Raw genomic sequence first — 24,554 nt, forward strand, 5'->3', positions numbered from 1 at the left:
TCATGAGAACAAAAAGTAAAGCAATACTATACTGGTGGTGTCAATTAGGCGGTTGGCTGCTCTATGGCCTAACAATGGTGTTTTTTGCCTTTGTTTTTGATAGCAAAATCAACAGCATTTTCTATCCCAAATTATTAGTAATCATTATTTCTGGCTTATTCTTTACTCATGTATTAAGAGAGCTAATCAAGCTATTCAATCTATTGCCTCCTGAGTTATCAAAAAAATGGGTACAGTTTACTGGGGTTTTAGTGCTGATTTTAGTGCTTTTTAACCTCACTAATTCGGCAATTGCAGAATGGCTGCACTTATATAATCCTAAAACAAAAGTTTCTGTAGACAAACGATTTTTAGTGAATCTGGTATCCGATTCTCCTTTGATATTAGTTTGGGTGTCTATTTATTACCTGTGGCATTATATAGAATTGGGTACCAAAACTGAATTTCAAAAGATTAAACTAGAGAGTTTGGTTAAAGAAATGGAATTGAAAACAATAAAAAGTCATATCAATCCCCATTTTATTTTTAATGCATTGAATAGTATTCGAGCGCTAGTAGATGAAAATCCTGTAAGGGCTAGAACCGCAATCACAGAATTGAGTAATTTGTTGAGAAGCAGTATGCAAGCTGAAAAACAAGAAACAGTTCCATTTGAAAGAGAATTAAATATTGTAAAAGACTATTTAGCTTTAGAGCATATCCGTTTTGAAGATCGATTAAATGTGGAATATGATATTGATGAAGATACTTTAGATCAACCTATCCCTCCCATGATGTTGCAAACTTTAGTGGAGAATGCTATTAAACACGGTATCAGCAAATCAAAAGAAGGGGGCACAATAAAAATTATTTCTGATTTTAGACAATCTCATCACGAATTAATTGTTCAGAATTCGGGAACGATTGCCGAAATTCCCGACTCAGAAGGTTTTGGATTAAAAAGCACTAGAAGTAGACTAAAATTGCTATTTGGGAATAAAGCAAGCTTTACAATTGAAGCTACAATTGATAATTTAGTAGAAGCAAAAATTATTATGCCAGTACAAGGTGTGCCGGCTTAACCACAATAATACAATCAGCAATTATGGCAATTAAGGCAATTATTATTGATGATGAAAGGTTGGCAAGAAATGAATTAAAGAAGTTATTGCAAGACCATGGGGATATAGAAGTGATAGATGAAGCTGCCAATGTAGATGAAGGGATTGAGAAAATTGAAACCCTTAATCCCGAATTAATCTTTTTGGATATTCAAATGCCAGGTAAGACAGGCTTTGATTTATTAGCTGAAGTAGAAAAAGCGCCAAAAGTAATATTCACAACTGCTTATGATGAATATGCGATTAAAGCATTTGAAGTAAACGCATTAGATTATTTGTTAAAACCCATTGAGCCTAAGCGTCTTTCTGATGCCATCCAAAAATTACAAGCGGAATTATTCAAAGAAAAAATTGGGCTGAGTGGTAATAACAGAGGCCCACTTACAGAACATGATCAGGTATTTGTAAAAGATGGCGAACGTTGTTGGTTTGTTAAGTTGGGAGAAATCAGGTTATTTGAAAGTGTGGGCAATTATGCCAAGGTATTCTTTGGAACTAATAAGCCATTGATATTAAAATCGTTAAATGCGTTAGAAGAACGCTTAGATGATCGAATGTTTTTTAGGGCGAATAGAAAACATATTATCAACCTCAGATGGATTGAAAAAATTGAACCCTATTTTAATGGCGGGTTAATTCTTGATCTAAAAGGCGGAGAAAAAATTGAAGTAAGCCGCAGACAAACGGTGAAGTTTAAAGAAATGATGAGTTTATAAATTTATTGAAATATGAAAAAGATTTTTGTTGCCTTTTTTTTGTTGGGATTGATGGTAGCTGCTAAAGCGCAGGACTTACAAACCATTATTACAGATGCCGAAGTGCAAAGAGTACTGGGTACATTGGCTTCCGATGAAATGGAAGGCAGAAGAACTTTTACCAAGGGTATAGACAAAGCAGCCTCTTTTATTGCTGCTGAATTTAAATCTTATGGAATACAGCCTTTAAAAGGAACTAATAGTTATCTACAGTCCTTTGCTATGATTAGACCGAAGTTTATCAGTGCATCTGGCATGCTCAATGAATCCGCTTTAGAGACTAAACAAATTATGGCAGTGACTTGCAGTAAAGATTTGCAGGTTACTGAAAAATCTGGTTATGATGTGGCAGTAATTGGAAAGGGGGCAAATTTATTTGGTGAGGCCCGCAAATACAGTGGTTTGACAAAGAATACAATCGTATTAGTAGATACTTCCTTTACTAGCAGCTTTGGAAGGTTATCACAATTAAAAGGCAATATGTTTTATTCTGACAAATCGGTTGTATTTGTTTTGACAGCTGAAACGGCTATCAAAAGTATTACCATTGATGCGAAACACGAGATTCAAGAAATGCCTTTAGCCAATGTTGTTGGAATGATACCTGGGAAAAAATTACCAAACGAGTATGTGATTTTTTCTGGCCATTATGATCATTTAGGAATCAATACCAGAAATATGGTAAACAATGATTCAATCTATAATGGGGCCAATGATGATGCTGCAGGAACCACTGCTATGATGTTGTTGGCAAAATATTATGCAGCAGCAAAGAATAATGAAAGAACCTTGATTTTTGTTGCTTTTACTGCAGAAGAAGTGGGTGGATTTGGGTCTCAATATTTTTCAAAGCAGTTCAATCCTTTGGATGTAAAAGCCATGTTCAATATTGAAATGATTGGTAGTGAAAGCAAGTGGGGAAAAAACAGTGCTTTTATTACTGGATACGAAAAAACCGATATGGGAAAAATTTTACAAGGAAATTTAGTTGGCACCAATTTTACTTTTTATCCTGATCCTTATACTAGTCAGAATTTATTTTATCGATCAGATAATGCAACACTTGCTAGATTGGGTGTGCCAGCTCATACTATTTCAACCACTAAAATTGATGTAGATCCTTATTATCATAAAGCATCGGATGAATTAAGTACGATCGATATTCCGAACATGACTCAAATCATCCGATCAATTGCTTTAAGTGCTAGAGGAATCATCAATGGGAAAGAAACACCCACCAGAGTTGATGCCAGCAGCTTAAGATAAATTGGTTTTTCTAGAAAGTATATCTTACACTAAGTCCTCCATCCATATAAAAGTAGTTGCCTCCAAAAAAGTCAACGAATGGTTTAATGTCCATACTAATATTGATGGGGGCTTTATTTAATTTAAAGTCTAATCCAAGTATTCCATCAATACCTACAACAGTTGATGAAGTATAGATTCTACTGTCATTATAATAGTACCTGCCGCCGTCTTGGAAAAATCCTAAGTGACCTCCAAATCCATAAAATAATTTAGCACTGCCTGATCCACCTAATGGTGTATGTTTTTCATAAAGGCCTGTAACAATTACACTTTGTCTACCTAAACTAACAATTCCTTCTAAGGCAGTTGTTTGATTGGTAAAGTGCTTTAAAGTTAATCCACTGGTTAATCCGCCAAATCTTAATCCTAAACCGTTTTTGTACGATTGTGCATTAGTAGTAGAGTATATGCTGACAGCACATAAAATAATTGCAACAATTAAAATGTTCTTTTTCATAATTTTTTTTCTGGTAATGAATGCAAGGTTGGCTTTTTGTTGTAGACCAGCATTATACTATTCATCATATTAGTTACATCTTTCACATATCTTCTTGCAACTCAATTTTGATTAGTAAATTTTAATGCCTTTTAAATAACTTAACCAACTCATACCAAAGAACAGAAATACTTCCAATGGCTAAACAAATGCTTAACTGTTGAATACTAATGGCTGCGAAGTCAAAAAATATGGCGAAAGGTTTTATATATATTAAAGAAAATAAAAGCACAAGGGTTATCAAAATCATTCCCAGTACTAAATTGTTTCTATATCTTATGGTAGTGATGATAGAATAATAGAATGATCGGTTAATAAGCGTTAAAAATATATTAGCAAATACAAGGGTGCTAAAAACCATTGTTCTTGTGGAATTTAAATCTAATGAGGTAGTTACTGCATATTGATAAACATATAAAGTTCCTGCAGTAATGGCGAGGCCTTGTATTAAGCTCGTTGTTAGTTCTTTCCAACTAAAAAAAGTGCTGGTAAATGGCCTAGGTGATTCAATCATTGTATTTTTTTCTATTGGCTCATTTTCATAAATGATAGAGCAGGTAGGCCCCATGATTAGTTCAAGAAAAATTACATGTACAGGCGTAAAAATATTAGGATAAAGCCAACCAAGTACAAGCGGAATAAATACAGTTAAAACAATAGGAATATGGATAGAAATAATATACTGTATGGCTTTTTTTAAATTAGTATAAATTTTTCTACCCATGGCTACCGCGTCTACCATTTTGGCTAAATCGTCATCAATTAAAATTAACGAAGCAGCCTGTTTGGCAATTTCTGTCCCTTTTTTACCCATTGCAATTCCAATATGAGCAGATTTTAATGCCGGCCCATCATTCACTCCATCACCAGTCATGGCAACTATTTCTTTATTGCTTTTTAATGCATTAATTATTCTTAGTTTAGCTTCCGGAAACATTCGGGTAAAAATATGGGTTTCAGCTACTTTTATTTTTAGTTCAGCGTCAGTTAGCAGCATCAGCTCGTCTCCGCTTATTTGTTTTTCTGCACCTTTAAATCCAATTTTCTTTGCAATAGTAATAGTAGTGGCGGCATTGTCTCCTGTGATGATTTTTACTTTTATCCCTGCTTGATAAAACTGCGCCAAGACATCGTTCATATTTTCTTTTGGCGGATCATAAAATGCAATAACCCCCTTGAGTTCAAATATGAAATCTTGCTGTTTAGCAGGAAATTCATTGCCGAAAAATAGCGCTTCCCCTACTGCAAGTACTCTATATCCAGCAGAAGTATATTCATTGATAGCATTTTGAGTAGCTATTCTTATTTCACTATTTGCATTAGAGCAAGCTAGAATAGCTTCTGGGGCACCTTTGGCTGCGATAATTTTTTTCCCATCGACATTTTCGAAAATATGTGTCATCATTGGAGGTCTTCCTTCTAATGGATATTCATGAATCATTTTATATAAGGGACGTTCGTCTGATGGACTGCTTTCTTTGTACAATTGATGCAAGGCTAATTCCATTGGATCAAAAGGAATAGGCTCACTTGCCCACATGGCTATTTCAATTAATGACTGATTTTCTGCTTGGTGCTGATTTATTTGATTCGATAAAAAAGATTTTTGTGTGGTTGCATTATAAATGGCAGCAATGCTCATTTTGTTTTCGGTAAGGGTGCCCGTTTTGTCTGTGCATATAACTGTTGCACTGCCAAGTGTTTCAACAGTTTTCATTTGTTTTACTACAATTCCCATTTTCATTAGTCTCCATGCTCCTAATGCCATAAAAGTGGTAAATGCAACAGGAATTTCTTCAGGTAAAATACTCATCGCCAAAGTGAGCGCTTGTAGTAAGCTATTCAGTATATCATGATTAACTTTATAATTAATAAACCATACTATTAAGAAAACAATAGTTCCAATGATGGCCATATTTCGAACAAATCGATTGATTTGTTTTTCTAAAGGCGTTTTCTCTTCTACAATAGATTCTAAGCTTTTTCCAATTCTACCTAGCTTAGAGTCGTTGCCGATTGCAGTGATTTTCGCTATTGCTAAACCTGCCACTGCATAAGTGCCTCTATATACTTGATTGTCGTTACTGTTATGGTTTTTATTTACAGCAAATGTTTCTCCTGTTAGAATAGATTCATTTACCAAAAAGTCATTGGATTGAATAATTAAACCATCTGCAGAAACAGAATTGCCTTCTTCAATTAGCAGATAATCTCCAATTACTAATTCGTTTATATGAATAGAAACTATTTCATTATTGCGAACAACCTTACAAAATGGCTGAGTGAACGCTTCTAGTTTTTGGAGTGCTTGTCTACTTCTGGCATCTTGGTATAATGAAATTCCAGCCACTAGTAAGATGGCCCCAGCCAAAAAAAGGCCATCACCCACATATCCTGTTATAAAATAGATAGAAGCCGCAACTAATAATAAAATGACCATAGGTTCTTTGAAAATGCTTTTAAGTGCATCTATGAAACTATTGTCCTTTTTAAATGATAGTTGGTTGTTCCCAAATTTATTTCTTGCATTCAGTACTTCTTGGTCAGAAAGCCCTTGTATATCAAATGGAGCTGTTTGCATACCTATATATTATCTTAAAGATAATTCATAAAAAATGATTAATTCTTTGTTGTAATATTTTAGCAGTAAGACTTGTTTCTTAAAGAGGGCTTTTGCCTTTTATGAATTTAATATCTTTATTAATTGAAGTATTTAGCTTATTAGTTATATGTTTTACAGTTTTTCAAGTACTTCTCTCTTTTTATTGGCCATGGCTTTAAAAAATGAAGGGGTTAATCCAGTGATTTTTTTGAATTGATTTGAAAGATGTGCAACACTGCTATAATGGAGTTTCCAAGCTATTTCGGTTAAGTTTAACTCATTGTAAATGATTAATTCTTTAACTCTTTCAATCTTGTGTAAAATGATGAATTGCTCAATGGTACTACCTTGAATTTCTGAAAATAAGTTGGATAAATAAGTATAGTTGTATGATAGTTTATCACTAAGGAATGTGGAGAAATTTAATTCAGGTTCATCTTCACTATAGTGTATCATTTCAATAATCACACCCTTTATTTGACTGATGATAATTGATTTTTTGTCGTCAATTAGTTCAAGTCCATATTTGAATAATCTTATTCTAAAATCTTCTATTTTTTCCTGATCTATAGGATATGTCATTAATACTTCTCCTAAGTCTATTCTTTGGTAGGGGATGTCTGAGGTTTGTAAAATTTCTTTTACAATTAGTTTGCATCTTAAGCTAACCATGTATTTTATGTAAACTTTCATAATGAGGCACAAGGTTCTTGGGCCGTATTTAATTTGTTGTAAGAATGTAATTGCTAAGAAAATGGGTAGAATCCTGAGGTTCTTGTTAGAACAAGGTAAAGGATAGAATCCGGTGGATTTGGATAAGTGTAAGGTAGTCTATTAAAATAGTATTAGCTAATTGAAAATGTCGGCCTAATTTCATTTTTTTTGATTTGATTCAATTGTTAACTTTAGCAATATGTATTTTAGTGTATTGCCAAAACAACCTCATCCGTTGCTATCCTATTTAAGGGTAGGAAGGTTGTTGTATTATTCTTTAGCTATATTTATTCTTGAGTCATGGTTTTATTGGGTAAAGCTGAATGAAGCAGTCGCTAATTTTTCAGCTTGGATTATCTTCTTCTGGGCTTGGAGTTTTATGTTTTCCTTTATTCATATCTTCTTGGTTCTAGCCGATGGCTGGAGTCGATATCAAAATTATAAGCGGGCAAAAGACCAATTTTTTATGCATGGTTTTAATCGAAGGATTGTAGATACGTATATCGGATCAAAATGTCAGCGTATGGCTGCTTTAGAAGCTGCAAAAGAATTAGGAATAGGGGAAGAGGTAAAAGCTTATTATGCAGCCAAAGGAGTAAAATGGTATCATTATGTCCCTTATTTCATGATTAAAGATCCATGGTTTGGTTTTAAAAAACATTTTTGGTCTCGCACTTTTCTTGAAAGTAATTACAAGCCCAAATTTAATTATTCTGATTATCAACAACTAGTTTTACAAACATGATCATTTCAGGAACCAATCTCAGCAAGGTATACGGTAAAAGAAAAGTGCTTGACAATGTGAGTATCAGTTGTGCTGCAGGAGAAATCTGTGGTTTGCTGGGTGCTAATGGTGCTGGAAAAACAACTTTATTCAAAATATTATTTGGATTAGTAACGCCCAATTCTGGGCAAGTGGTATTGCCCAATCAATCGGTAAAGCCAATAGGGGGAATCATTGAAAAACCTGCGTTGTATGAATACTTGAGTGCACAGGATAATCTTCACTTATTTTCCAGTATACAAGGGCTTCGATTGACTAAGCAAGATATTGCAGCACACTTGATTAAAGTAGGATTGCCTACAGACAGAACGGATAGAGTGGCAAACTTTTCAATGGGGATGAAGCAAAGATTGGGTATTGCTATAGCGCTTTTGAATAATCCTGCTTGTTTGGTATTAGATGAGCCATTCACCGGATTAGATCCGTTGGGAGTGAGTTCCTTAAGAAGATTGATTGCGGATTTGGCAGAAAAAGAGCAGTTGGCCATTATTTTGTCTTCGCATATTATTGAAGAGTTAAGTAAGCTCTGCCATACCTTATATGTATTGAAAGAGGGGAAATTAGTCAACTCTGGTCCGGCACAACAATTAATAGCAGACAATACCTATGTTTATAATATTTGTGCAGACAATATTCGGCAAGCAGCCTGTTTAAAAAACTATGAAGTAGAATTTAAAGGGAATTGCGCAATGGTTACTATTGCTGCAGCTGAAGTACCTCATCTAATTCAGCTATTAGACAAAGAGCAAATTTATATTACATCTTGTACTCCTGAATTGAGTATGGAAAAACTATTTGAAACAAACGGTTAATGCAATACTTACTAAAGGCTGAAATATATAAATTATTCAAACAGGGGAAAACTTATTATGCTTTAGGCGCATTGTTTTCCATTGAGTTGTTGATCTTATTCAGCGCTTACTATCAAGGAACAACTATAATTGATTTGCTTTTAGAAAATTTAAAGCAAAAATTTTATTTTGAGGGTACACTATTAAATGGAAACCTATTGATTTATTTAATTCTTAATACCCTTTGGTTTCATTTGCCATTGATTTTGATGATTGTAGTTTCCGGTACTTTAACATCTGAATACAAAGACAGAACCTTACAGACCATTATGCTTCAGCCAGTAAGCAAGTGGAAATACATTTTAAGTAAGTACCTTGTTGCAATCGGATTTACTTTGCTGGTGGTAGGATTATTAGCCGCTAGTTCCTTTGGTCTGTCTTATGCATTATTTGGGAAAGGAGATTTAGTGGTATACCTAAACGGATTAAACTTTTTTGATGCACCTGACGCCATTCGAAGATTACAATGGTCGTTTTTATCTGGCGCTTTGTCGATGGTATTTTTTTCTGTAGCAAGTTTAACCATTGCCATTCTGTTTAAAGAGGCAACCAAAACTTGGATTGTATCTGCCTTTTTCTTAATTCTTTCGAATATTTTACTGAAAGTTGATTTTGGAGATAATTGGTTTAATCAATTGTTTTTTGCCAAATTAAATGATACTTGGCAATACTTTTTTTATTACACAATCAATTGGCAACAAATTATTTTTAATAGTTTATTGAGTGTTGGGTATTGTATTTTGTTTATGGGTGCTGGAATAATATGGTTTAATAAAAAAGATATTGGGTAATGAAAAAAACTGCAATTGTTTTATTGGTGCAATTTTTATGGTTAGGTTTATCAGCACAGGAGATAGATGCGGATTTATTGAAAGTTAAAAATAGGCTCGATTCTATCTTATCGTTTAGCACCCAATTAAAGTTGGAAGTCGATATTTCTTTTATCAATATGCCTGTTAAAAAAGCACAGATGTATTATGCTAAAGGTAAAAAAGTGAAATTTTCAACTGACGACTTTGTGATGTTACCCAAGCGAGGGTTAGATTTTTCATTGAACAGCTTGTTAGAATACCCATTTATTACGGTAGATAGAGGATTGGAGCAGCGAGGAACTAGAACGTATAAAGCAATTAATATCATACCTACAGATAAGAGAGCTGATTTTTCTATTGCGACCATTCTAATTGATACCAAACTAAAAAGAGTGGTAGAGTCTGAAATCAATACTAAGAAAGATGGCTCTTATCTATTGAATTTTCAATACAATGCCGATTCAAAAGTATTACCCGATAAAGTAACGGTGAATTTTGAGATTGAAAAAATTCGTATCCCAATTAATTTCATGGGTAAAGACACCCAATTAGATCGAAAGAAAATGAAAGCTGCAGGAACTAAGACTGGTGCTATTTATTTAACCATGAGTAATTATCATATTAAATCTATTTTATAATATTGATATTTGTGAATGGATTTCTTTAGTTCAGACCAGCAATTTGATCAACTTTACCCCGATTCAATTTCGGCTTTAGCTAGCAGGCATTGGACTCCAATAGTTATTGCAAAAGAGGCAGCTCATTTTTTAGCCGTTGGTTCAAATACGCGAATACTAGATATTGGGAGTGGGGTAGGTAAATTCTGTATTATCGGGGCTAAATTTCATCCCAATGCTGTATTCACAGGTATTGAGCAAAGAGATTCATTAACTCAAATTGCCCAATCGGTTGCCCATGAATTATCGCTCAATAATACGGAGTTCTTAACGGGAAATTTCACGGATATTGATTTCACTCGATACCATCATTTTTATTTTTATAATGCATTTTATGAGAATCTAATTGACAATGATTCCATCGACCAAACCATCAAACACAGTCCTGAACTATTTAATTTGTACAATCGAAAATTATACAAACAACTTAAAAAACTTCCAGTAGGCACTCGAATTGCCACTTTTCATAGCTCCGAACACGAAATGCCCAGTTCCTACCAAGTGGTAGGAACTGGAAGCAATGAAGATTTAAAGTTTTGGGTGAAGATTTAAACAATTAGGGAACAATATTTTTCTTTTCTCCTTTATTCACTCCTTTCATAAAATGAATCAATCCTTTAAAATAAGTTTCTTGGTCGTCGTACATACTCATATGTCCTCCGTTGGCACAGTATAAATAAGTGCCATTTTCAACGGCGCCTGCCATCCATTTCATATGAGCAGGATCCATGGTATCGTGTTCTGCACCTACAACTAAAGTGGGAACACTTATTTGGTTAAGCCGATTCTTTACAGACCAAGTTGTTAACTTCCCAGATATGCCAAATTCGCTAGGACCTTGCATAGTAACATATAGCCCTTGATTCATTTTTGCAAAAGAACGGTTTACTGGTTCGGGCCACTCACTCAACGGCATTCTTAAAATATGTTTGGTATAAAAATGATTATATAACAAGTCCATATATTTGGGATTGCCGAAATCTTTTTTTGCTTCTAGGCCTCTAATGGTATCTAAAATTTTTGGGTCCATTTGTTTTGCTAAAACTTCATCCGCATATTTACCATATTCTATGGCATCACTCATCATATTTGAAATAATAACACCTTTTAAGTTTTGCTGATACTTTAATGCATATTCCATTGCCAAGATTCCACCCCATGAATGTCCTAGTAAATAAAAATTTTCTTTGTTTAAGTCCAATTCCTTTCTAACCTGCTCTACCTCATCTACATATCTGGCTAAATCAAATAAGCTAGTGTCTTTCGGGTCTTGTGAATTGCCGCATCCCAATTGATCATAGTAAATAATTTCAATCCCTTCTGCTGGCATAAAATTTTCGAAACATTCAAAGTATTCATGGGTTGCACCCGGACCTCCATTCAACAATAATAATTTCATAGTAGGGTTATTCCCGATTCGCTTTGTCCAAACATTAAATGTTCCGCTTTTAGTTGTAATTGGAATCAGTTGAACTCCACCATTTTGGATTCCCTTAGTAGTTGGTTTAAAATAATCTTTGTTAGCGGTTGGCTCATTATTAGCGGTTTTGCATCCAAAAATTATGGTAAAGCAGCATAAGATGAATATATAATGGAACTTTTTCATGGCAAATCATTTTGATTAAGGTACTTAAATTTAAAATGAAATTTCTTTTGATTGAACTAATTGTTCATATAAATTACGTGTGATAGGACCAGGCTTCCCTTCCCCAATCAAATTACCGTTGATTGAATTTACGGGAAGTATATTTTTGGTAGAACTACTGATAAAGGCTTCCTTGGCTGAAAACAACATGTCTAGACTTATATTGGCTTCTTTTATGGTATATCCATTTAGTTCAAAAATTTTTTTCCGAGTAACCCCTTGTAAAATATTTTTTTTAGGGGTGAGCACTTCTTCTTGATTAGTCACTATAAAAAAGTTAGCCCTTGGACATTCGGTAATCCACTCATTAAAATGATACAATACATCATCTGCGCCAGCTGCTTTTATGGTTGGTTGTAAATAAATGGCTTTTAAATAATCGATGGTTTTTATATGAGGTAATTGGCGTTGGTGTTCGTATGTGATTAGTTTTAATCCCTTGTCAAATACCTGATTACTGTAATTAAAAAGGGATTGGCTGATAATTAAATTGGGATTCCCAATTGAATATCCATCAGGGGAATTTCCACCAGTTAGGGTAATGCGAATACCTGAATTGGGTAAGTTGTTTTTTTGCATTAATGCTTCAATTGTAGCAATAAGCGCGGACTTATCCAATAGAACGGGCAAGTGCATGGATTCAGCTGACAAATAAAATCGATTAATATGGTCTTCTAAAAAAATGGGTTTCCCGTTCACGGTAACCAAAAAATCAAAAATGCCATAGCCTCTTTGTATAGCTAAATCGGATGCATTTATTGAGAGACTATTCGCGAGCATCATTTCACCATTAACACTTATATACAAATCACTCATTTTTTCTCTTTTATAAATAATGGTAATAATTGTTGTATGGGGAGTGCAGCTACCTTGTTCCCTTTAAATCCTTTTGTATCAACTGCAGTAAAAAGTGAATTGATAATTGCTTCTTCTGTTGCTTCAATAGCAGCCATAAATAGTGGTGAGTTGGAATCATTTGGTAATATAAGGGTTGATATTGGTTCATTATTGGTTTGGTGTAATATCCTGTTTTGCTCAAATGTTGAAAACGCAATTACATAATCTCCACTACCATTGGAAGCAATACCACCTGTTCTTCCCAAACCTAACATGGCTCTTTTTGCTAATCTTAAAAGATTTCGATGATCTAAAGGAGCATCGGTTGCCACAATGATCATGCATGATCCATCAACATTATTCAACAACTCATTGCTGAAACTAAATTTTTGTAAATATTCTCCAACTGCAATCCCATCTATTGTTAATACGCCACCAAAATTTGATTGCACTAATACACCTATTGTATACCCACCTAAACTAGCGGGTAATTTTCTAGAGGCGCTTCCAATACCGCCTTTAAACCCAAAGCATACAGTACCTGTGCCAGCACCTACAGCACCTTCCATCACCCGGTCTGCAGAAGCGCTCTTAATTGCTTCCAATATATTTTGTTCAATAATATGTCTTCCTCTTATATCGTTTAAAAACCCATCATTTGTTTCTCCTACAACTGCATTTACCGAAGTGATTTTTTCATTTCCAGATTGGCTAAGTGTATAAGTAATTAAACCATTCATTGCTACAGGAACACTTAACGTATTAGTAAGTACAATCGGAGTTTCTATATTTCCTAACTCATTTATTTGAGTACTACCTACTAATTTTCCAAATCCATTTCCTGTATAAACAGCAGCAGGAACTTTTTGCTGAAAAATATTTCCTTGATGCGGAATAATTACGGTTACTCCTGTATTTACCGAATCCCCTTTTTTGATGGTGGTATGACCTACCTTAATTCCTTTTACATCAGTAATACTATTGAAAGGGCCGGGTTTTAACACGCCAATTTGTATGCCCCAATCCCGAGCTCGTTTAGTACTTTGTGCATGCACATTAAGCGCTAAAATGCCTGAAATAAATAATGTTGATACTAGTTTTATCAGAGGTATATAAGCCATTAATTTTTAGGATAAATCAAAGTAGGGATTTTAGTAGAAAAAGTAAGTTCCGCTGCTTTACTTGGTAAAAATAGTTGCTCAAAGAATCCTTTTTTCTGTCTGGTAAATAATATAATCAAATCTGGGTGCTGTTTCCCAATATATTTTGTTAGACGGTCTACTAATGAATATTCAATATTGGTTTCAAGAATATTTACTTTAATGCCGAGATATGCAGGTTTAGAAAAAAGCTTGATTTTATTAATAGTGTCTGGATGACTGGTGCCCATACGTGCATAATGTAAAGCCTCTGTTTGGCATTTAAGCTGTCCACTTAATTTAGACACTTTGTTGAGTTCCGGAATCAAATTTTCAAAGTCTGAAACGTAAGTAGTTTTTTTGATTGCTTTAGTTTTGTATTTAGAAGGAATTGCCAAAACTGGCACAGAAGAATGATTAACTAAATAAGAAGTATGGGTGCCCATTAGTTTTCTTAAGATACCTGCTCCATTGGTTGCAATACATATAAATTGGCATTTACTTTTAACCGCATATTCGATAATTGCTTTTTCAGTTCCCTGGGTAAAATCAATTACATATTTACAGCCTAATAAAACATTTTTATTTGTACCAATAGCAGACTTTACAAATTTTTCTAAATCTTTTGTTAGTCTGGCCTTCTCTTCTTTTGCATATGTTTTGTAAAAGGATAAATTCCAAGAAGCCGGTTGCATCATCTCAACAGCGGAGTAAAAAATTAATTCTGCTCCTTTAGTTTGTTTAGAAAAATTTGCTGCAAATTGGATGGCAGCTTTTGAGTTACTGGAAAAGTCTGTGGTTACTAAAATTTTCATGATGTAATTTATTTTTTTGATTGCTCAATTGAATCAATAAAATCTTTTATTAGTTGAATATTTTTTTCTTTGTTATCATGCATAGTGCCATGACCAGCCCCCTCAACAATGCCAAAGCGACTGTTTTTCACTAAACTACTAAAATAACGAACTGTTTCTGGTCTTGCTTCATCATATTCTCCAGTTATAAAAAGGGTAGGAACTTTGATTTTGCTTAAACTTTTAACTCGATTATATTTAATTAATGTACCAGTAGCTGTAAATTCAGTTGGTCCCCACATGTAATTATAGATGAAACCATTGCTAGCCGCCATAATGGTATCTAAATCACTTGTTTGTCTAGTATTTCTAACCCCAAAATTTTTTGCATAAACAGTGTTTGCGTTTATGTAAGCAGCGCTATTGAAATCTCCCGTTTTTTCTCCTATCGCAATTGCAAGTTGAATACTATCCGGTAACGTTTTAATTAATATATCTGCATCTTTCTTCCAAAGTTTGGTACTAAAATAAGGGCTATTGAATATAATTCCTTTTACCTCTTTTGGATATTGTAAATAATATTCCAATGCCAAAGCGGTTCCCCAGGAATGGCCATGTAAATAAAACGATTCAAGTTGTAGCTTGCTTACTATTGATTTAACTTGCTCAATAAAATATGGAATGGTCAATAGTCTAGTATCAGTATGGTAATCAGATCTTCCGCTACCCAATTGATCAAATAAAATAATTGGTCGATCATTTCCAATAGCTTCAAATTGATAGAAAGACCGACTAGTTCCACCTGGCCCTCCATGAATCATAAGGATCGGTATTCCCTTTCCTTTGCCAATAACCTTATACCACACTTGACCACCGTGAACATTTGTTTTTCCTTCTCCTTCCTTTAGTTGCCCAAATGAAATAATGGAAAGTTGAAAAAGGACTAATATGGATAAAAATATTTTTTTAGACATTGGTTTTAATTTGTCCATAAAGCTGTTCTTTTAAAGGTACACTAATTTAAAAAATATACATCAGCAAAAGACTAACCGCCGCTACCGACATTAAAATCAAGGCAGTGCCTCCTAAAATATTTGACCAAATACCATTGCAATAGTCTCCCATCACTTTTTTATTATTGGCAATATGCAGTATAATTCCAATTAATACTGGTGCGGTGAGGCCATATAGAATGGCTGCATAGATGAGTGCGTTAATAGGAGAAATGCCGATATAGTTGATTGTAAGGCCCAATAAAAGTGATACAATAATGATTGTATAAAATGCCTTTGCTTCATGAAATTTTTTATCTAATCCATTTTCCCATGCAAAAATCTCCGTAATCATATAAGATAAAGCACCACTTAAAACTGGGATTGCTAAAAATCCTGTACCAAGAATTCCCACCGCAAAAAGGATGTAAGCGGCATCGCCTGCTAATGGTTGTAATGCTTGAGCGGCCTCTTCTACTGTATCAATCTGGTGAATACCAGCATTGAATAGAACTGTTCCCGTAGTTAAAATAATAAAATACATGACAATGTTAGAGAACAACATGCCGGTGTCAATATCTTGTCTCATTTCAGCAATGATTTTTTTATTGACAACTAATTTCTTTTTTCTGTGCTTTAAGTCTTCAACCGACATGGTAGCTTGCCAGAAAAAAAGATAAGGCGAAATAGTTGTTCCTAAAATGGCAACCAATGTTGCTAAATATTCTTTTGTAAATTGAATTTCAGGGAAAAAAGTATTAGATAAAATTACGCTTAGGTCTTGTTTATAAAAGAATGGCACGATTATATAAACTAATAACACTAAGCATAAGTATTTTAAAACAGAAGCAATTTTTTCGTAGGGCAAATAAATAATTAATATTAACAAAACAACGGTGAAGCAAACACTAAAATAATTGGCATCAACGGAAGGGAATAATAGATTGCCAACTGCACCCATACCGGCAATATTAGCTCCAATATTTAAAACAATAGCAGGAAAGCTAAATAAGATCATCGTGTACAAAACAAATTTGGGATAATAGGTTTTTAGCGTACCTGATAGTCCTTGTTTAGTAACTAATCCAATTCTTCCGCACATTTCTTGTACAGCAGCCATTAAAGGAAAACTGATAAAAGCAGTCCACAAAGTACTAAGTCCAAATTGAGCTCCAGCTTGCGAATAAGTGGCTATTCCTGATGGATCATCATCACTTGATCCGGTTACTAAACCTGGGCCTAATTTTTTCCAAAATCCCTTTATTGAAAATGCTTTTTTTTTCATTGTTTAATTGTTCTAAAAGTGAGGTTCACTCTTAGTTCGCTTATTTTTTTACTCGCAGGAAGTTGGTGTAGCCAGTGGTCTTGTGTACTGCCTTTCATCACCAATAAACTTCCAGATTCTAAAATAATAGCTCTTTTTTCAGAAGAGACTTTATGCTTAAAAACAAACTTTCTTTCAGCCCCTAAACTGAGTGATGCAATAGCACCCTGTTTTTTTAATTCAGGCTCTGCATCGCTATGCCAGCCCATTCCTTCACTGCCATTATGATACAAGTTCAATAAACAAGCATTATACGTTTCTCCTGAAACAGCTTCTATTTTTTGTTTTATCGCAATAAGTTCTGAAGTAAAAGGTAGGGCTTTTTTGGTGGTATTTGAATAACGATATTCGAAAGGTAAGCTACCATACCAAGCAACTTTTCTTCTGGTGATGATGAGTTTGCCAAACATTTTTACCTGATCATTTTCCCATTCAATGTTATTCAATAAACTATCTAAATAATAATTACGCTCTTCAACTGAATAGATACCTCCAAAATATTGGACAAAGCCGTCGTAAGGCAATAAGTTTTTATGATCTTCCGAAAAAAGAGATGATTGAATCATGTGCTAATTTAGCCCATATTTACAATAGCAACAGAGTGTATAGCAGCGCTTATTTCTTTGATCAACGATACGTCTTTTTCTATTGCGTTTCCTACCACAATAATATCTGCACCTGCTTTACAATTTAGATAGGCTTTTTCTGGCTCGGTAATACCTCCACCTACAATTAAAGGTACTTCAATATGTTTGGCCACACTTTCAATCATTTGTTCGGTTATGGGGCGCTTAGCTCCGCTGCCTGCATCCATATAAATTAACTGCATACCCAACATTTCACCCGCCATTGCGGTGCACATAGCAATTTCACTCTTATCTGCAGGTATAGGAGAAGCATTGGAAATATAACTTACTGTAGTGGGGGCTCCTCCATCAATTACCATATAGCCTGTAGGCATAATTTCTAAGCCTGATTTTTTAACAAATGGAGCGGATATAACATGTTGGCCAATTAATAATTCAGGATTACGCCCTGAAATAAGTGAGAGATATAATAAAGCATCTGCATACCTGCTCACTTGAGACGGAGAACCGGGAAAAAGAATGACTGGGATATTGCAAGCAGCCTTAATTTGCTGAATACATTCGTCTAAATGGCTTGATATAACCAAACTGCCGCCAACAAAAAAGTAGTCGACATGCGCTTCTAACGATAGTTTTATTAGTTCCTGAATACTTTCGGTATTCACTTTATCTGGATCTATAAGTACGGCAAAGGATTTTTTGCCATTCTTTTTACGTTGAGTGAATTGTGTGTAGATCGCTTGCTTCATTCCAATTTAGATAGTCCTTTGCAAAAATGCGGAAAAGTTTTCGTTTAAAGCATTTATTGCCTCGGTTCTTGCTAGAAAACCAGTTTTGGACTTTTGTTTAACTTTTAGGTCTATTATAATCAACATTAATTAACCCTAAATATACCTAAAAATCTTATTGACACCTGTGTATAATCGGTCAAAACCAACGTGGATTTGAGCTCGCAAATTATCCACCTTCCTTATCCACAAGCTGTGCATATTTACGGCATTGGATTTTGAAAATGGAAAGATATTTTCGTCAACCGCCGTTACAAAATTCCGTTTGGCAGGGACCCATTAATTACATTTTAAACTTTAACTGCGATATGCCTAATCCACGCGCTCCCAAAGGCTTACAATTCAGCCGCCGCTTCACCAACGATGGTGTTAGCCCTTACGATATGTTCGAATATGATTACCGTGACAGTGTAATCAAAAACCCGAACGGAGAAAAAGTTTTTGAAATGAATAATGTAGAAGTTCCAAAACAATGGAGCCAAATTGCTACAGATATTCTTGCACAAAAATATTTTAGAAAAGCCGGAGTACCTCAGCCCGATGGATCATTGGGAAGAGAAACCAGTGTAAAGCAAGTGGCACACCGTATGGCACATTGCTGGAGAGTATGGGGTGAGCGCTATGGGTATTTTGCTTCTGAAAAAGATGCGCAGGTATTTTATGATGAATTGGCATATAGTATTTTAAACCAGGCTTGTGTTCCCAATTCACCTCAATGGTTTAATACAGGTTTACATGAGGTTTATGGTATAACAGGTAAGCCTCAAGGGCACTATTATGTTGATCCTAAAGATGGTAAGCTAAAGAAGTCTACCAATGCATACGAACGTCCTCAACCACATGCTTGCTTTATCTTAAGCGTAAGTGACGATTTAGTAAATGAAGGCGGTATCATGGATTTATGGACCCGTGAAGCCAGAATTTTCAAATATGGTTCTGGGGTTGGAACCAATTTCTCTCAAATTCGTGGTAGCGGCGAAAAATTAAGCGGTGGCGGTACATCAAGTGGATTGATGAGCTTCTTAAAAATCGGAGACCGTGCAGCTGGAGCTATAAAAAGTGGGGGCACTACAAGAAGGGCGGCTAAAATGGTCTGCTTAGACTTAGATCACCCAGAAATAATGGAATTCATTAACTGGAAAGTAGAAGAAGAAAAGAAAGTAGCTGCTTTAGTAGCTGCTGGATATGATAATGGATATGAGGGAGAAGCTTATGCTACAGTTTCAGGTCAGAACTCCAATAACTCAGTTAGAATACCCAATGAATTCTTTCATGCATTAGAGGAAGGAAGAGATTGGGAATTAAAAGCTAGAACAGATGGCAGGGTAATGAAGAAAATTCCTGCTAGAGAAGTTTGGGATAAAATTGCACATGCAGCTTGGCGCTGTGCAGATCCTGGCACTCAGTATGATACTACTATTAATGAATGGCATACCTGTCCAAAGGGCGGTCGCATCAATGCGTCTAACCCTTGTTCAGAATATATGTTCTTAGATAATACGGCTTGTAACTTAGCATCAATTAATCTACGTAAGTTCCACAACGACGACAATAATATTTTTGATGTTGAAGGATTTGAATACACTACCCGTTTATGGACCACTGTGTTAGAAATTTCTGTTTTAATGGCACAGTTTCCTTCTAAGGAAGTAGCACAATTGTCTTACGATTACAGAACATTAGGATTGGGCTTTGCCAACTTGGGTTCTATGTTAATGGTGAGCGGCATTGCTTACGATAGTGAAGAAGCTCGCGGTATTGCTGGTGCAATTTCAGCGATCATGACCGGTGTGGCTTACAAAACTTCTGCAGAAATGGCTTCTTTCTTAGGCACTTTTGACAAGTACGAAGAGAATAAAGAAGACATGTTGCGTGTAATGCGCAATCACCGCGCTGCGGCTTACGATGCTACTGATGCTTATGTTGGCCTAGAAATTAAGCCACAAGGAATCAAGGCTCAATTCTGCCCAGACTATATGTTGAAAGCAGCTACTCGTGCCTGGGATGATGCAGTACAATTGGGAGAAAAATACGGTTATAGGAATGCGCAAACTACTGTTATCGCTCCAACAGGAACAATTGGCTTGGTAATGGATTGTGATACCACAGGTGTTGAACCAGATTTCGCGTTAGTAAAATTTAAAAAATTAAGTGGTGGTGGATATTTCAAAATCATTAACCAATCTGTGCCTCAGGCATTAAAAAATCTAGGATATAACCCTGAACAAGCAAAAGCGATTGAGCAATATGCAGTAGGTTCTGCAAGTTTCGAAAATGCGCCTTATATTAATAATGCAAGCTTAGCGGCAAAAGGGTTTACGGGAGCTGAAATCGAAAAATTAAATGGGGCTGCTCGTTCAGCCTTTGAAATCGCGTTCATATTCAATCGCTTTACTTTAGGGGATGAGTGTATGCAGCGTCTTGGATTCACTCCTGCACAATATGAAGATTGGAATTTCAACTTATTGGAAGCGATTGGATTTACTGAAGAGCAAATTGATGCAGCTAACGATTTTGTTTGCGGAACCATGACGGTAGAGGGGGCCCCATTCTTAAAGGATGAGCACCTTACTGTATTTGATTGTGCTAATAAATGTGGTAAAAAAGGTGAAAGATATATACATGCATATGGCCATATCAGAATGATGGCGGCTTGTCAACCATTCTTGAGTGGAGCTATTTCTAAAACCATCAATCTGCCACACGAAGCAACCGTAGAAGAAATTGCTGATTGTTATTTGATGAGCTGGCAGTTGGGTCTTAAAGCAAATGCTTTATACCGCGATGGCTCTAAATTAAGCCAACCATTAAGCAACAAGAGCGAAAAGAAAAAGAAGACAGAGGAAGAAGCTGAAGAAGTTGTATCTACACAAGCGGTGTTAACAGAAGAATCAACCATTGTAGATTTAGGTAAATTGACCGTTGATGAATTATTAGAAGAAGTAACCAAACGCATGACTGCATCTACTGATACAGAATTAAAGCGTGCTTTATCTAGAATTGTAGAAAGAAAATCTTTGCCAGCCAAGCGTAGAGGGTTTACTCAGAAAGCGAAAATTGGCGGTCAAGTCATCTTCTTAAGAACAGGCGAATATAGTGATGGTACTTTAGGTGAAATCTTTATAGATCTAGCCAAAGAAGGATCTACTTTGCGTAGTTTGATGAACTGTTTTGCGATTTCTGTTTCAGTAGGCTTGCAATATGGGGTTCCATTGGAAGAGTTTGTAGATAAGTTTGTGTTCACTCGTTTTGAACCAGCTGGAATGGTAGACCATCCAAATATCAAAACCACTACTTCATTAGTAGACTTTGTTTTCCGTGCATTAGGATATGAATACCTTAATAGAACCGATTTAGTTCATGTGCTAGACAGACCATCTGTAGGTAATACAGGGGAAGAGGAGGGAGATGCAACTTTTTTGGGAAAGCCCGAACTCAGTAGTGTTAGAGTAACTGCACCATCTGCCAATACTACACCTGCAGAGGGCCTAGCTTCTCCAAAACTACAGCGTGCTGCTGCTACCACAGCTGCAGTAGGAAACAGTGGAATGGATGCAGTAAATGCTGCAGCTAAAAGTATGCAAAGCGATGCTCCTGCTTGTAGCACTTGCGGTCATTTAACCATTAGAAGCGGTACATGTTATAAGTGTTTAAACTGTGGCACCAGTATGGGTTGCAGTTAATTCGATAGCAGTTAATCCCTGCCCTAAAAAACATCTCCTCTGGATTTTCATCTAGGGGAGATTTTTTTTGATACTAGCTCAATCTTTTTTAAATTAAAGTAATATTTAAATCTATGTTTAAGCTTATAATTTTTATTATTTCACTTTTAATGGGTTCTTCAATTTTTGCTCAAACTTTATTTAATAAGTCAAAACCAATTGTTTACACAAAAGTGAAATTTGAACAGATTAAGGATACTGCAATTCCCAATAAAACAGTTCAAATAAACTTAAAAGGTAAAAAAGGATTTGCTATAGAAAAAGTAGTAATCATTGAACAAGAATCATCAAGAGAATCTTCTTATATACATTTTTATAAAGCCAATAAAATAATTCAAAAAATTTTAGTTCCCTTTTGGATAAGGCATTTAACACCCAACGCAGAAGTGGCGGATTTTAATAATGATGGTATTCCAGATATTAAATTTCGCATTTATACCGCTGGCAATGGAATGGCAGCTTTATTGAATTATAAAGTTTATTTAATGAGTCAACAAACTAATTACAGGGTGATGAGTTTTGTTGATTTTTCATCTGAAAAAGAGTATGATCTCAATGGAGATGGTCTTCCAGAAATTATAGGCTGTTCAAGTACAAATTACAATGGCCATAATTATTGGGTATTCAATTTGTATAATTGGGTAAATGGAACTTTGGTGTCTGTATCTAAAACATATGAATATCCCTTATGGACGGCAGTTGATTTTAAAACAAATAAAGTCATTGCTAAAGATATTCCAGCAAGTATTCGCAATGCAACCTTGCGATCTTTTCCAAACGAATATTTTATAAAATAAGATCAATTCATTTATCAAAAACTAGTGAACAGTACCATTAAAATTGCTACATTCATAGTTCTAACGACCAAGATTAAAAAAGCGATATGGGAGACTTTCAAATTAAAAAACAACCTAAGCAATACGATGTAGTAATTGTGGGTTCAGGAGCTGGTGGTGGTATGGCGGCGTATACTTTATCCAAAGCCGGTTTAAAAGTTTGTTTATTGGAAGCAGGAGAAGATTATGATCCTGCGGTGAATTCATCTCAATTAAAAAATCCATGGGAATCGCCTAGAAGAGGGGCAAGTACCAAGTTCAGGCCTTTTGGGGATTTTGATGGCTGTTATTGGGGATGGGAAATTGATGGGGAGCCTTATACCCAAGCCCCTGGTAGTCAAAAATTTGAGTGGTGGCGTGCCCGTATGATGGGTGGCCGTACCAATCACTGGGGTCGTATATCCCTTCGTTTTGGTCCCAAAGATTTTAAAAGAAAAAGCATTGATGGCTTAGGCGATGATTGGCCAATTGGTTATGAAGACGTGAAGCCCTACTATGATAAAGTAGACAAATTGATTGGTGTATTTGGTAGCAATGAAGGATTAGAAAATGATCCTGATGGAATTTTTCTTCCTCCACCCAAACCCCGTTTACACGAGCTGATGATTAAAAAGGCAGCAACAGGGGTGGGTGTTCCAGTGATCCCTTCTCGTTTGTCTATCTTAACGAAGAAAATTAATGAAGAAAGAGGTGCTTGTTTCTTTTGTGCGCAGTGTAACAGAAGTTGTAAAGTTTACGGAGACTTTTCATCAGGTTCTGTATTGGTAAAGCCAGCGGTGAAAACAGGGAATGTAGATGTGATTACACAGGCAATGGCGCGTGAAGTTATCACGAATTCAGAAGGTTTGGCAACCGGTATTTCTTATGTAAATAAAGTAGACAATTTAGAATACCAGGTAAATGGTCGCGTAGTGATTTTAGCCGCGAGTACTTGCGAAACCGCACGTTTATTATTGAACTCTAAATCTAAAAGACATCCGAATGGGTTGGCCAACGACAGTAATGTAGTGGGAAAATATTTACATGACTCTACTGGTGCGGCTTTGGGTGGCGTATTGCCAGAACTCTTTGGTAGAAAGCGTTACAACGAAGATGGCGTAGGCGGTATGCATATTTATACCCCTTGGTGGTTAGACAATAAAAAATTGGATTTCCCACGAGGATACCATATAGAATATTGGGGAGGCATGAGCCAACCAGCTTATGGATTTGGAATGGGCATGCAAGGTTTGAATGGTAAGTACCAAGTAAATGGTAAAACCAAAGAAGCGGGGGGATATGGATCTTCATTAAAAGAAGATGTCCGCTTTTTTTACGGAGCTGGCGTAGGTATGGCAGGAAGAGGAGAGTCTGTTCCAGACATCAACAACTACTGCGAAATTGACCCTACAGTAGTGGATAAATATGGTATACCTGTTTTAAGATTTAATACTCGTCATTCTGATTATGAGATTAAGCAAGCCAAGCATATGAAGGAGACATTCAAAGAAATCATGCACAATATGGGTGCTGTGATTACTTGGGGTGCAGACGATGATGCTTCAAATAATTATGGCTTGTCTAATCCAGGAAATATTATTCACGAAGCAGGTACGGTAAGAATGGGTAACGACAAAAAAACATCTGCCTTAAACAAGTTTAGTCAGGCTCACGATTGCAAAACATTGTTTTGTGTAGATGGATCACAGTTTGTTTCACAAGCGGATAAAAATATCACTTGGACCATCCTTGCTTTAAGCATGCGTGCAAGTGAATACATTATTGACGAAATGAAAAAACAAAACTTATAAG

General features: G+C 35.5%; 22 protein-coding genes. 11 read left to right on the forward strand and 11 right to left on the reverse strand.

Translation table 11 applies throughout. The features are described from left to right. The first annotated feature begins 2 nt into the window (after nucleotides 1-2). The 3 genes from ACTIEI_RS06365 to ACTIEI_RS06375 are packed head-to-tail and all read left to right on the forward strand — an operon-like array spanning nucleotide 3 to nucleotide 3,121. Nucleotides 3-1,061 carry a sensor histidine kinase gene (locus ACTIEI_RS06365; protein ID WP_439505448.1) on the forward strand — a complete coding sequence of 353 codons (1,059 nt, stop codon included), beginning with the start codon at nucleotides 3-5 and terminating at the stop codon, nucleotides 1,059-1,061. A 23-nt stretch (nucleotides 1,062-1,084) separates the two neighbouring features. Then, nucleotides 1,085-1,816, forward strand: a complete 732-nt coding sequence (locus tag ACTIEI_RS06370; protein ID WP_439505449.1) for a LytR/AlgR family response regulator transcription factor — start codon at nucleotides 1,085-1,087, stop codon at nucleotides 1,814-1,816. A gap of 12 nt (nucleotides 1,817-1,828) precedes the next feature. After that, the gene (locus ACTIEI_RS06375) at nucleotides 1,829-3,121 is read left to right on the forward strand and encodes a M28 family metallopeptidase (RefSeq protein ID WP_439505450.1); all 1,293 of its coding nucleotides are present in this window, start codon (nucleotides 1,829-1,831) and stop codon (nucleotides 3,119-3,121) included. A 10-nt stretch (nucleotides 3,122-3,131) separates the two neighbouring features. On the opposite strand, the gene ACTIEI_RS06380 is transcribed toward ACTIEI_RS06375, so the two are convergent. The 3 genes from ACTIEI_RS06380 to ACTIEI_RS06390 all read right to left on the reverse strand — a co-directional run bounded on the left by ACTIEI_RS06380 (nucleotide 3,132) and on the right by ACTIEI_RS06390 (nucleotide 6,933). Then, on the reverse strand, nucleotides 3,132-3,620 hold the full coding sequence (locus ACTIEI_RS06380; protein ID WP_439505451.1) for a hypothetical protein: 489 nt from the start codon (nucleotides 3,618-3,620) through the stop codon (nucleotides 3,132-3,134). A gap of 121 nt (nucleotides 3,621-3,741) precedes the next feature. Next, complete coding sequence (locus ACTIEI_RS06385; protein ID WP_439505452.1) at nucleotides 3,742-6,240, reverse strand: cation-translocating P-type ATPase; 2,499 nt, start codon at nucleotides 6,238-6,240, stop codon at nucleotides 3,742-3,744. A 153-nt stretch (nucleotides 6,241-6,393) separates the two neighbouring features. Beyond that, nucleotides 6,394-6,933, reverse strand: a complete 540-nt coding sequence (locus ACTIEI_RS06390; RefSeq protein WP_439505453.1) for a helix-turn-helix domain-containing protein — start codon at nucleotides 6,931-6,933, stop codon at nucleotides 6,394-6,396. Nucleotides 6,934-7,174: 241 nt separating this feature from the next. Between ACTIEI_RS06390 and ACTIEI_RS06395 the strand changes: the two genes are divergently transcribed. The 5 genes from ACTIEI_RS06395 to ACTIEI_RS06415 are packed head-to-tail and all read left to right on the forward strand — an operon-like array spanning nucleotide 7,175 to nucleotide 10,651. Then, nucleotides 7,175-7,720, forward strand: coding sequence for a hypothetical protein (locus ACTIEI_RS06395; RefSeq protein WP_439505454.1), 546 nt, complete (start codon nucleotides 7,175-7,177; stop codon nucleotides 7,718-7,720). Further along, a complete protein-coding gene (locus tag ACTIEI_RS06400) occupies nucleotides 7,717-8,571 on the forward strand; it encodes an ABC transporter ATP-binding protein (protein ID WP_439505455.1) in 855 nt (284 codons plus the stop codon). The genes ACTIEI_RS06395 and ACTIEI_RS06400 overlap by 4 nt, the downstream gene beginning before the upstream one ends. After that, nucleotides 8,571-9,401, forward strand: a complete 831-nt coding sequence (locus ACTIEI_RS06405; RefSeq protein ID WP_439505456.1) for an ABC transporter permease — start codon at nucleotides 8,571-8,573, stop codon at nucleotides 9,399-9,401. The genes ACTIEI_RS06400 and ACTIEI_RS06405 overlap by 1 nt, the downstream gene beginning before the upstream one ends. Next, the gene (locus ACTIEI_RS06410) at nucleotides 9,401-10,060 is read left to right on the forward strand and encodes a hypothetical protein (protein WP_439505457.1); all 660 of its coding nucleotides are present in this window, start codon (nucleotides 9,401-9,403) and stop codon (nucleotides 10,058-10,060) included. Before ACTIEI_RS06405 ends, ACTIEI_RS06410 begins: the two co-directional genes overlap by 1 nt. Nucleotides 10,061-10,075: 15 nt before the next feature. Continuing rightward, a complete protein-coding gene (locus tag ACTIEI_RS06415) occupies nucleotides 10,076-10,651 on the forward strand; it encodes a methyltransferase domain-containing protein (RefSeq protein WP_439505458.1) in 576 nt (191 codons plus the stop codon). Between the two features lie 4 nt (nucleotides 10,652-10,655). On the opposite strand, the gene ACTIEI_RS06420 is transcribed toward ACTIEI_RS06415, so the two are convergent. Genes ACTIEI_RS06420 through ACTIEI_RS06455 form a run of 8 tightly spaced genes read right to left on the reverse strand, consistent with a single transcriptional unit; the run spans nucleotide 10,656 to nucleotide 18,166 of the window. Next, entirely contained in the window at nucleotides 10,656-11,705 is a 1,050-nt protein-coding gene (locus ACTIEI_RS06420; RefSeq protein ID WP_439505459.1) for a proline iminopeptidase-family hydrolase, read from the reverse strand. Nucleotides 11,706-11,735: 30 nt separating this feature from the next. Next, nucleotides 11,736-12,560: an aminotransferase class IV gene (locus ACTIEI_RS06425; RefSeq protein ID WP_439505460.1), complete on the reverse strand. Its 825-nt coding sequence runs from the start codon at nucleotides 12,558-12,560 to the stop codon at nucleotides 11,736-11,738. After that, entirely contained in the window at nucleotides 12,557-13,702 is a 1,146-nt protein-coding gene (locus ACTIEI_RS06430) for a DmpA family aminopeptidase (RefSeq protein WP_439505461.1), read from the reverse strand. The genes ACTIEI_RS06425 and ACTIEI_RS06430 overlap by 4 nt, the downstream gene beginning before the upstream one ends. Continuing rightward, nucleotides 13,702-14,535, reverse strand: a complete 834-nt coding sequence (locus tag ACTIEI_RS06435; protein WP_439505462.1) for a universal stress protein — start codon at nucleotides 14,533-14,535, stop codon at nucleotides 13,702-13,704. Before ACTIEI_RS06435 ends, ACTIEI_RS06430 begins: the two co-directional genes overlap by 1 nt. Before the next feature lie 8 nt (nucleotides 14,536-14,543). Beyond that, on the reverse strand, nucleotides 14,544-15,488 hold the full coding sequence (locus ACTIEI_RS06440; RefSeq protein ID WP_439505463.1) for a proline iminopeptidase-family hydrolase: 945 nt from the start codon (nucleotides 15,486-15,488) through the stop codon (nucleotides 14,544-14,546). Between the two features lie 46 nt (nucleotides 15,489-15,534). Continuing rightward, on the reverse strand, nucleotides 15,535-16,791 hold the full coding sequence (locus tag ACTIEI_RS06445; protein ID WP_439505464.1) for an NRAMP family divalent metal transporter: 1,257 nt from the start codon (nucleotides 16,789-16,791) through the stop codon (nucleotides 15,535-15,537). Then, on the reverse strand, nucleotides 16,788-17,396 hold the full coding sequence (locus tag ACTIEI_RS06450; RefSeq protein WP_439505465.1) for an alpha-ketoglutarate-dependent dioxygenase AlkB family protein: 609 nt from the start codon (nucleotides 17,394-17,396) through the stop codon (nucleotides 16,788-16,790). The genes ACTIEI_RS06445 and ACTIEI_RS06450 overlap by 4 nt, the downstream gene beginning before the upstream one ends. A gap of 8 nt (nucleotides 17,397-17,404) precedes the next feature. Continuing rightward, on the reverse strand, nucleotides 17,405-18,166 hold the full coding sequence (locus tag ACTIEI_RS06455) for a geranylgeranylglyceryl/heptaprenylglyceryl phosphate synthase (protein ID WP_439505466.1): 762 nt from the start codon (nucleotides 18,164-18,166) through the stop codon (nucleotides 17,405-17,407). A gap of 347 nt (nucleotides 18,167-18,513) precedes the next feature. Here ACTIEI_RS06455 and ACTIEI_RS06460 point away from each other — a divergent pair, with 347 nt between their 5' ends. From ACTIEI_RS06460 to ACTIEI_RS06470, 3 genes are all read left to right on the forward strand, one after another. Continuing rightward, nucleotides 18,514-21,888 carry a vitamin B12-dependent ribonucleotide reductase gene (locus tag ACTIEI_RS06460; RefSeq protein ID WP_439505467.1) on the forward strand — a complete coding sequence of 1,125 codons (3,375 nt, stop codon included), beginning with the start codon at nucleotides 18,514-18,516 and terminating at the stop codon, nucleotides 21,886-21,888. Nucleotides 21,889-22,001: 113 nt separating this feature from the next. Beyond that, nucleotides 22,002-22,724 carry an FG-GAP repeat domain-containing protein gene (locus tag ACTIEI_RS06465; RefSeq protein WP_439505468.1) on the forward strand — a complete coding sequence of 241 codons (723 nt, stop codon included), beginning with the start codon at nucleotides 22,002-22,004 and terminating at the stop codon, nucleotides 22,722-22,724. Nucleotides 22,725-22,810: 86 nt separating this feature from the next. Next, the gene (locus tag ACTIEI_RS06470; protein ID WP_439505469.1) at nucleotides 22,811-24,553 is read left to right on the forward strand and encodes a GMC oxidoreductase; all 1,743 of its coding nucleotides are present in this window, start codon (nucleotides 22,811-22,813) and stop codon (nucleotides 24,551-24,553) included. Nucleotide 24,554: the final 1 nt, after the last annotated feature.

The organism is Sediminibacterium sp., from assembly GCF_051860225.1.
In the GTDB taxonomy this organism is placed as follows: domain Bacteria; phylum Bacteroidota; class Bacteroidia; order Chitinophagales; family Chitinophagaceae; genus Sediminibacterium.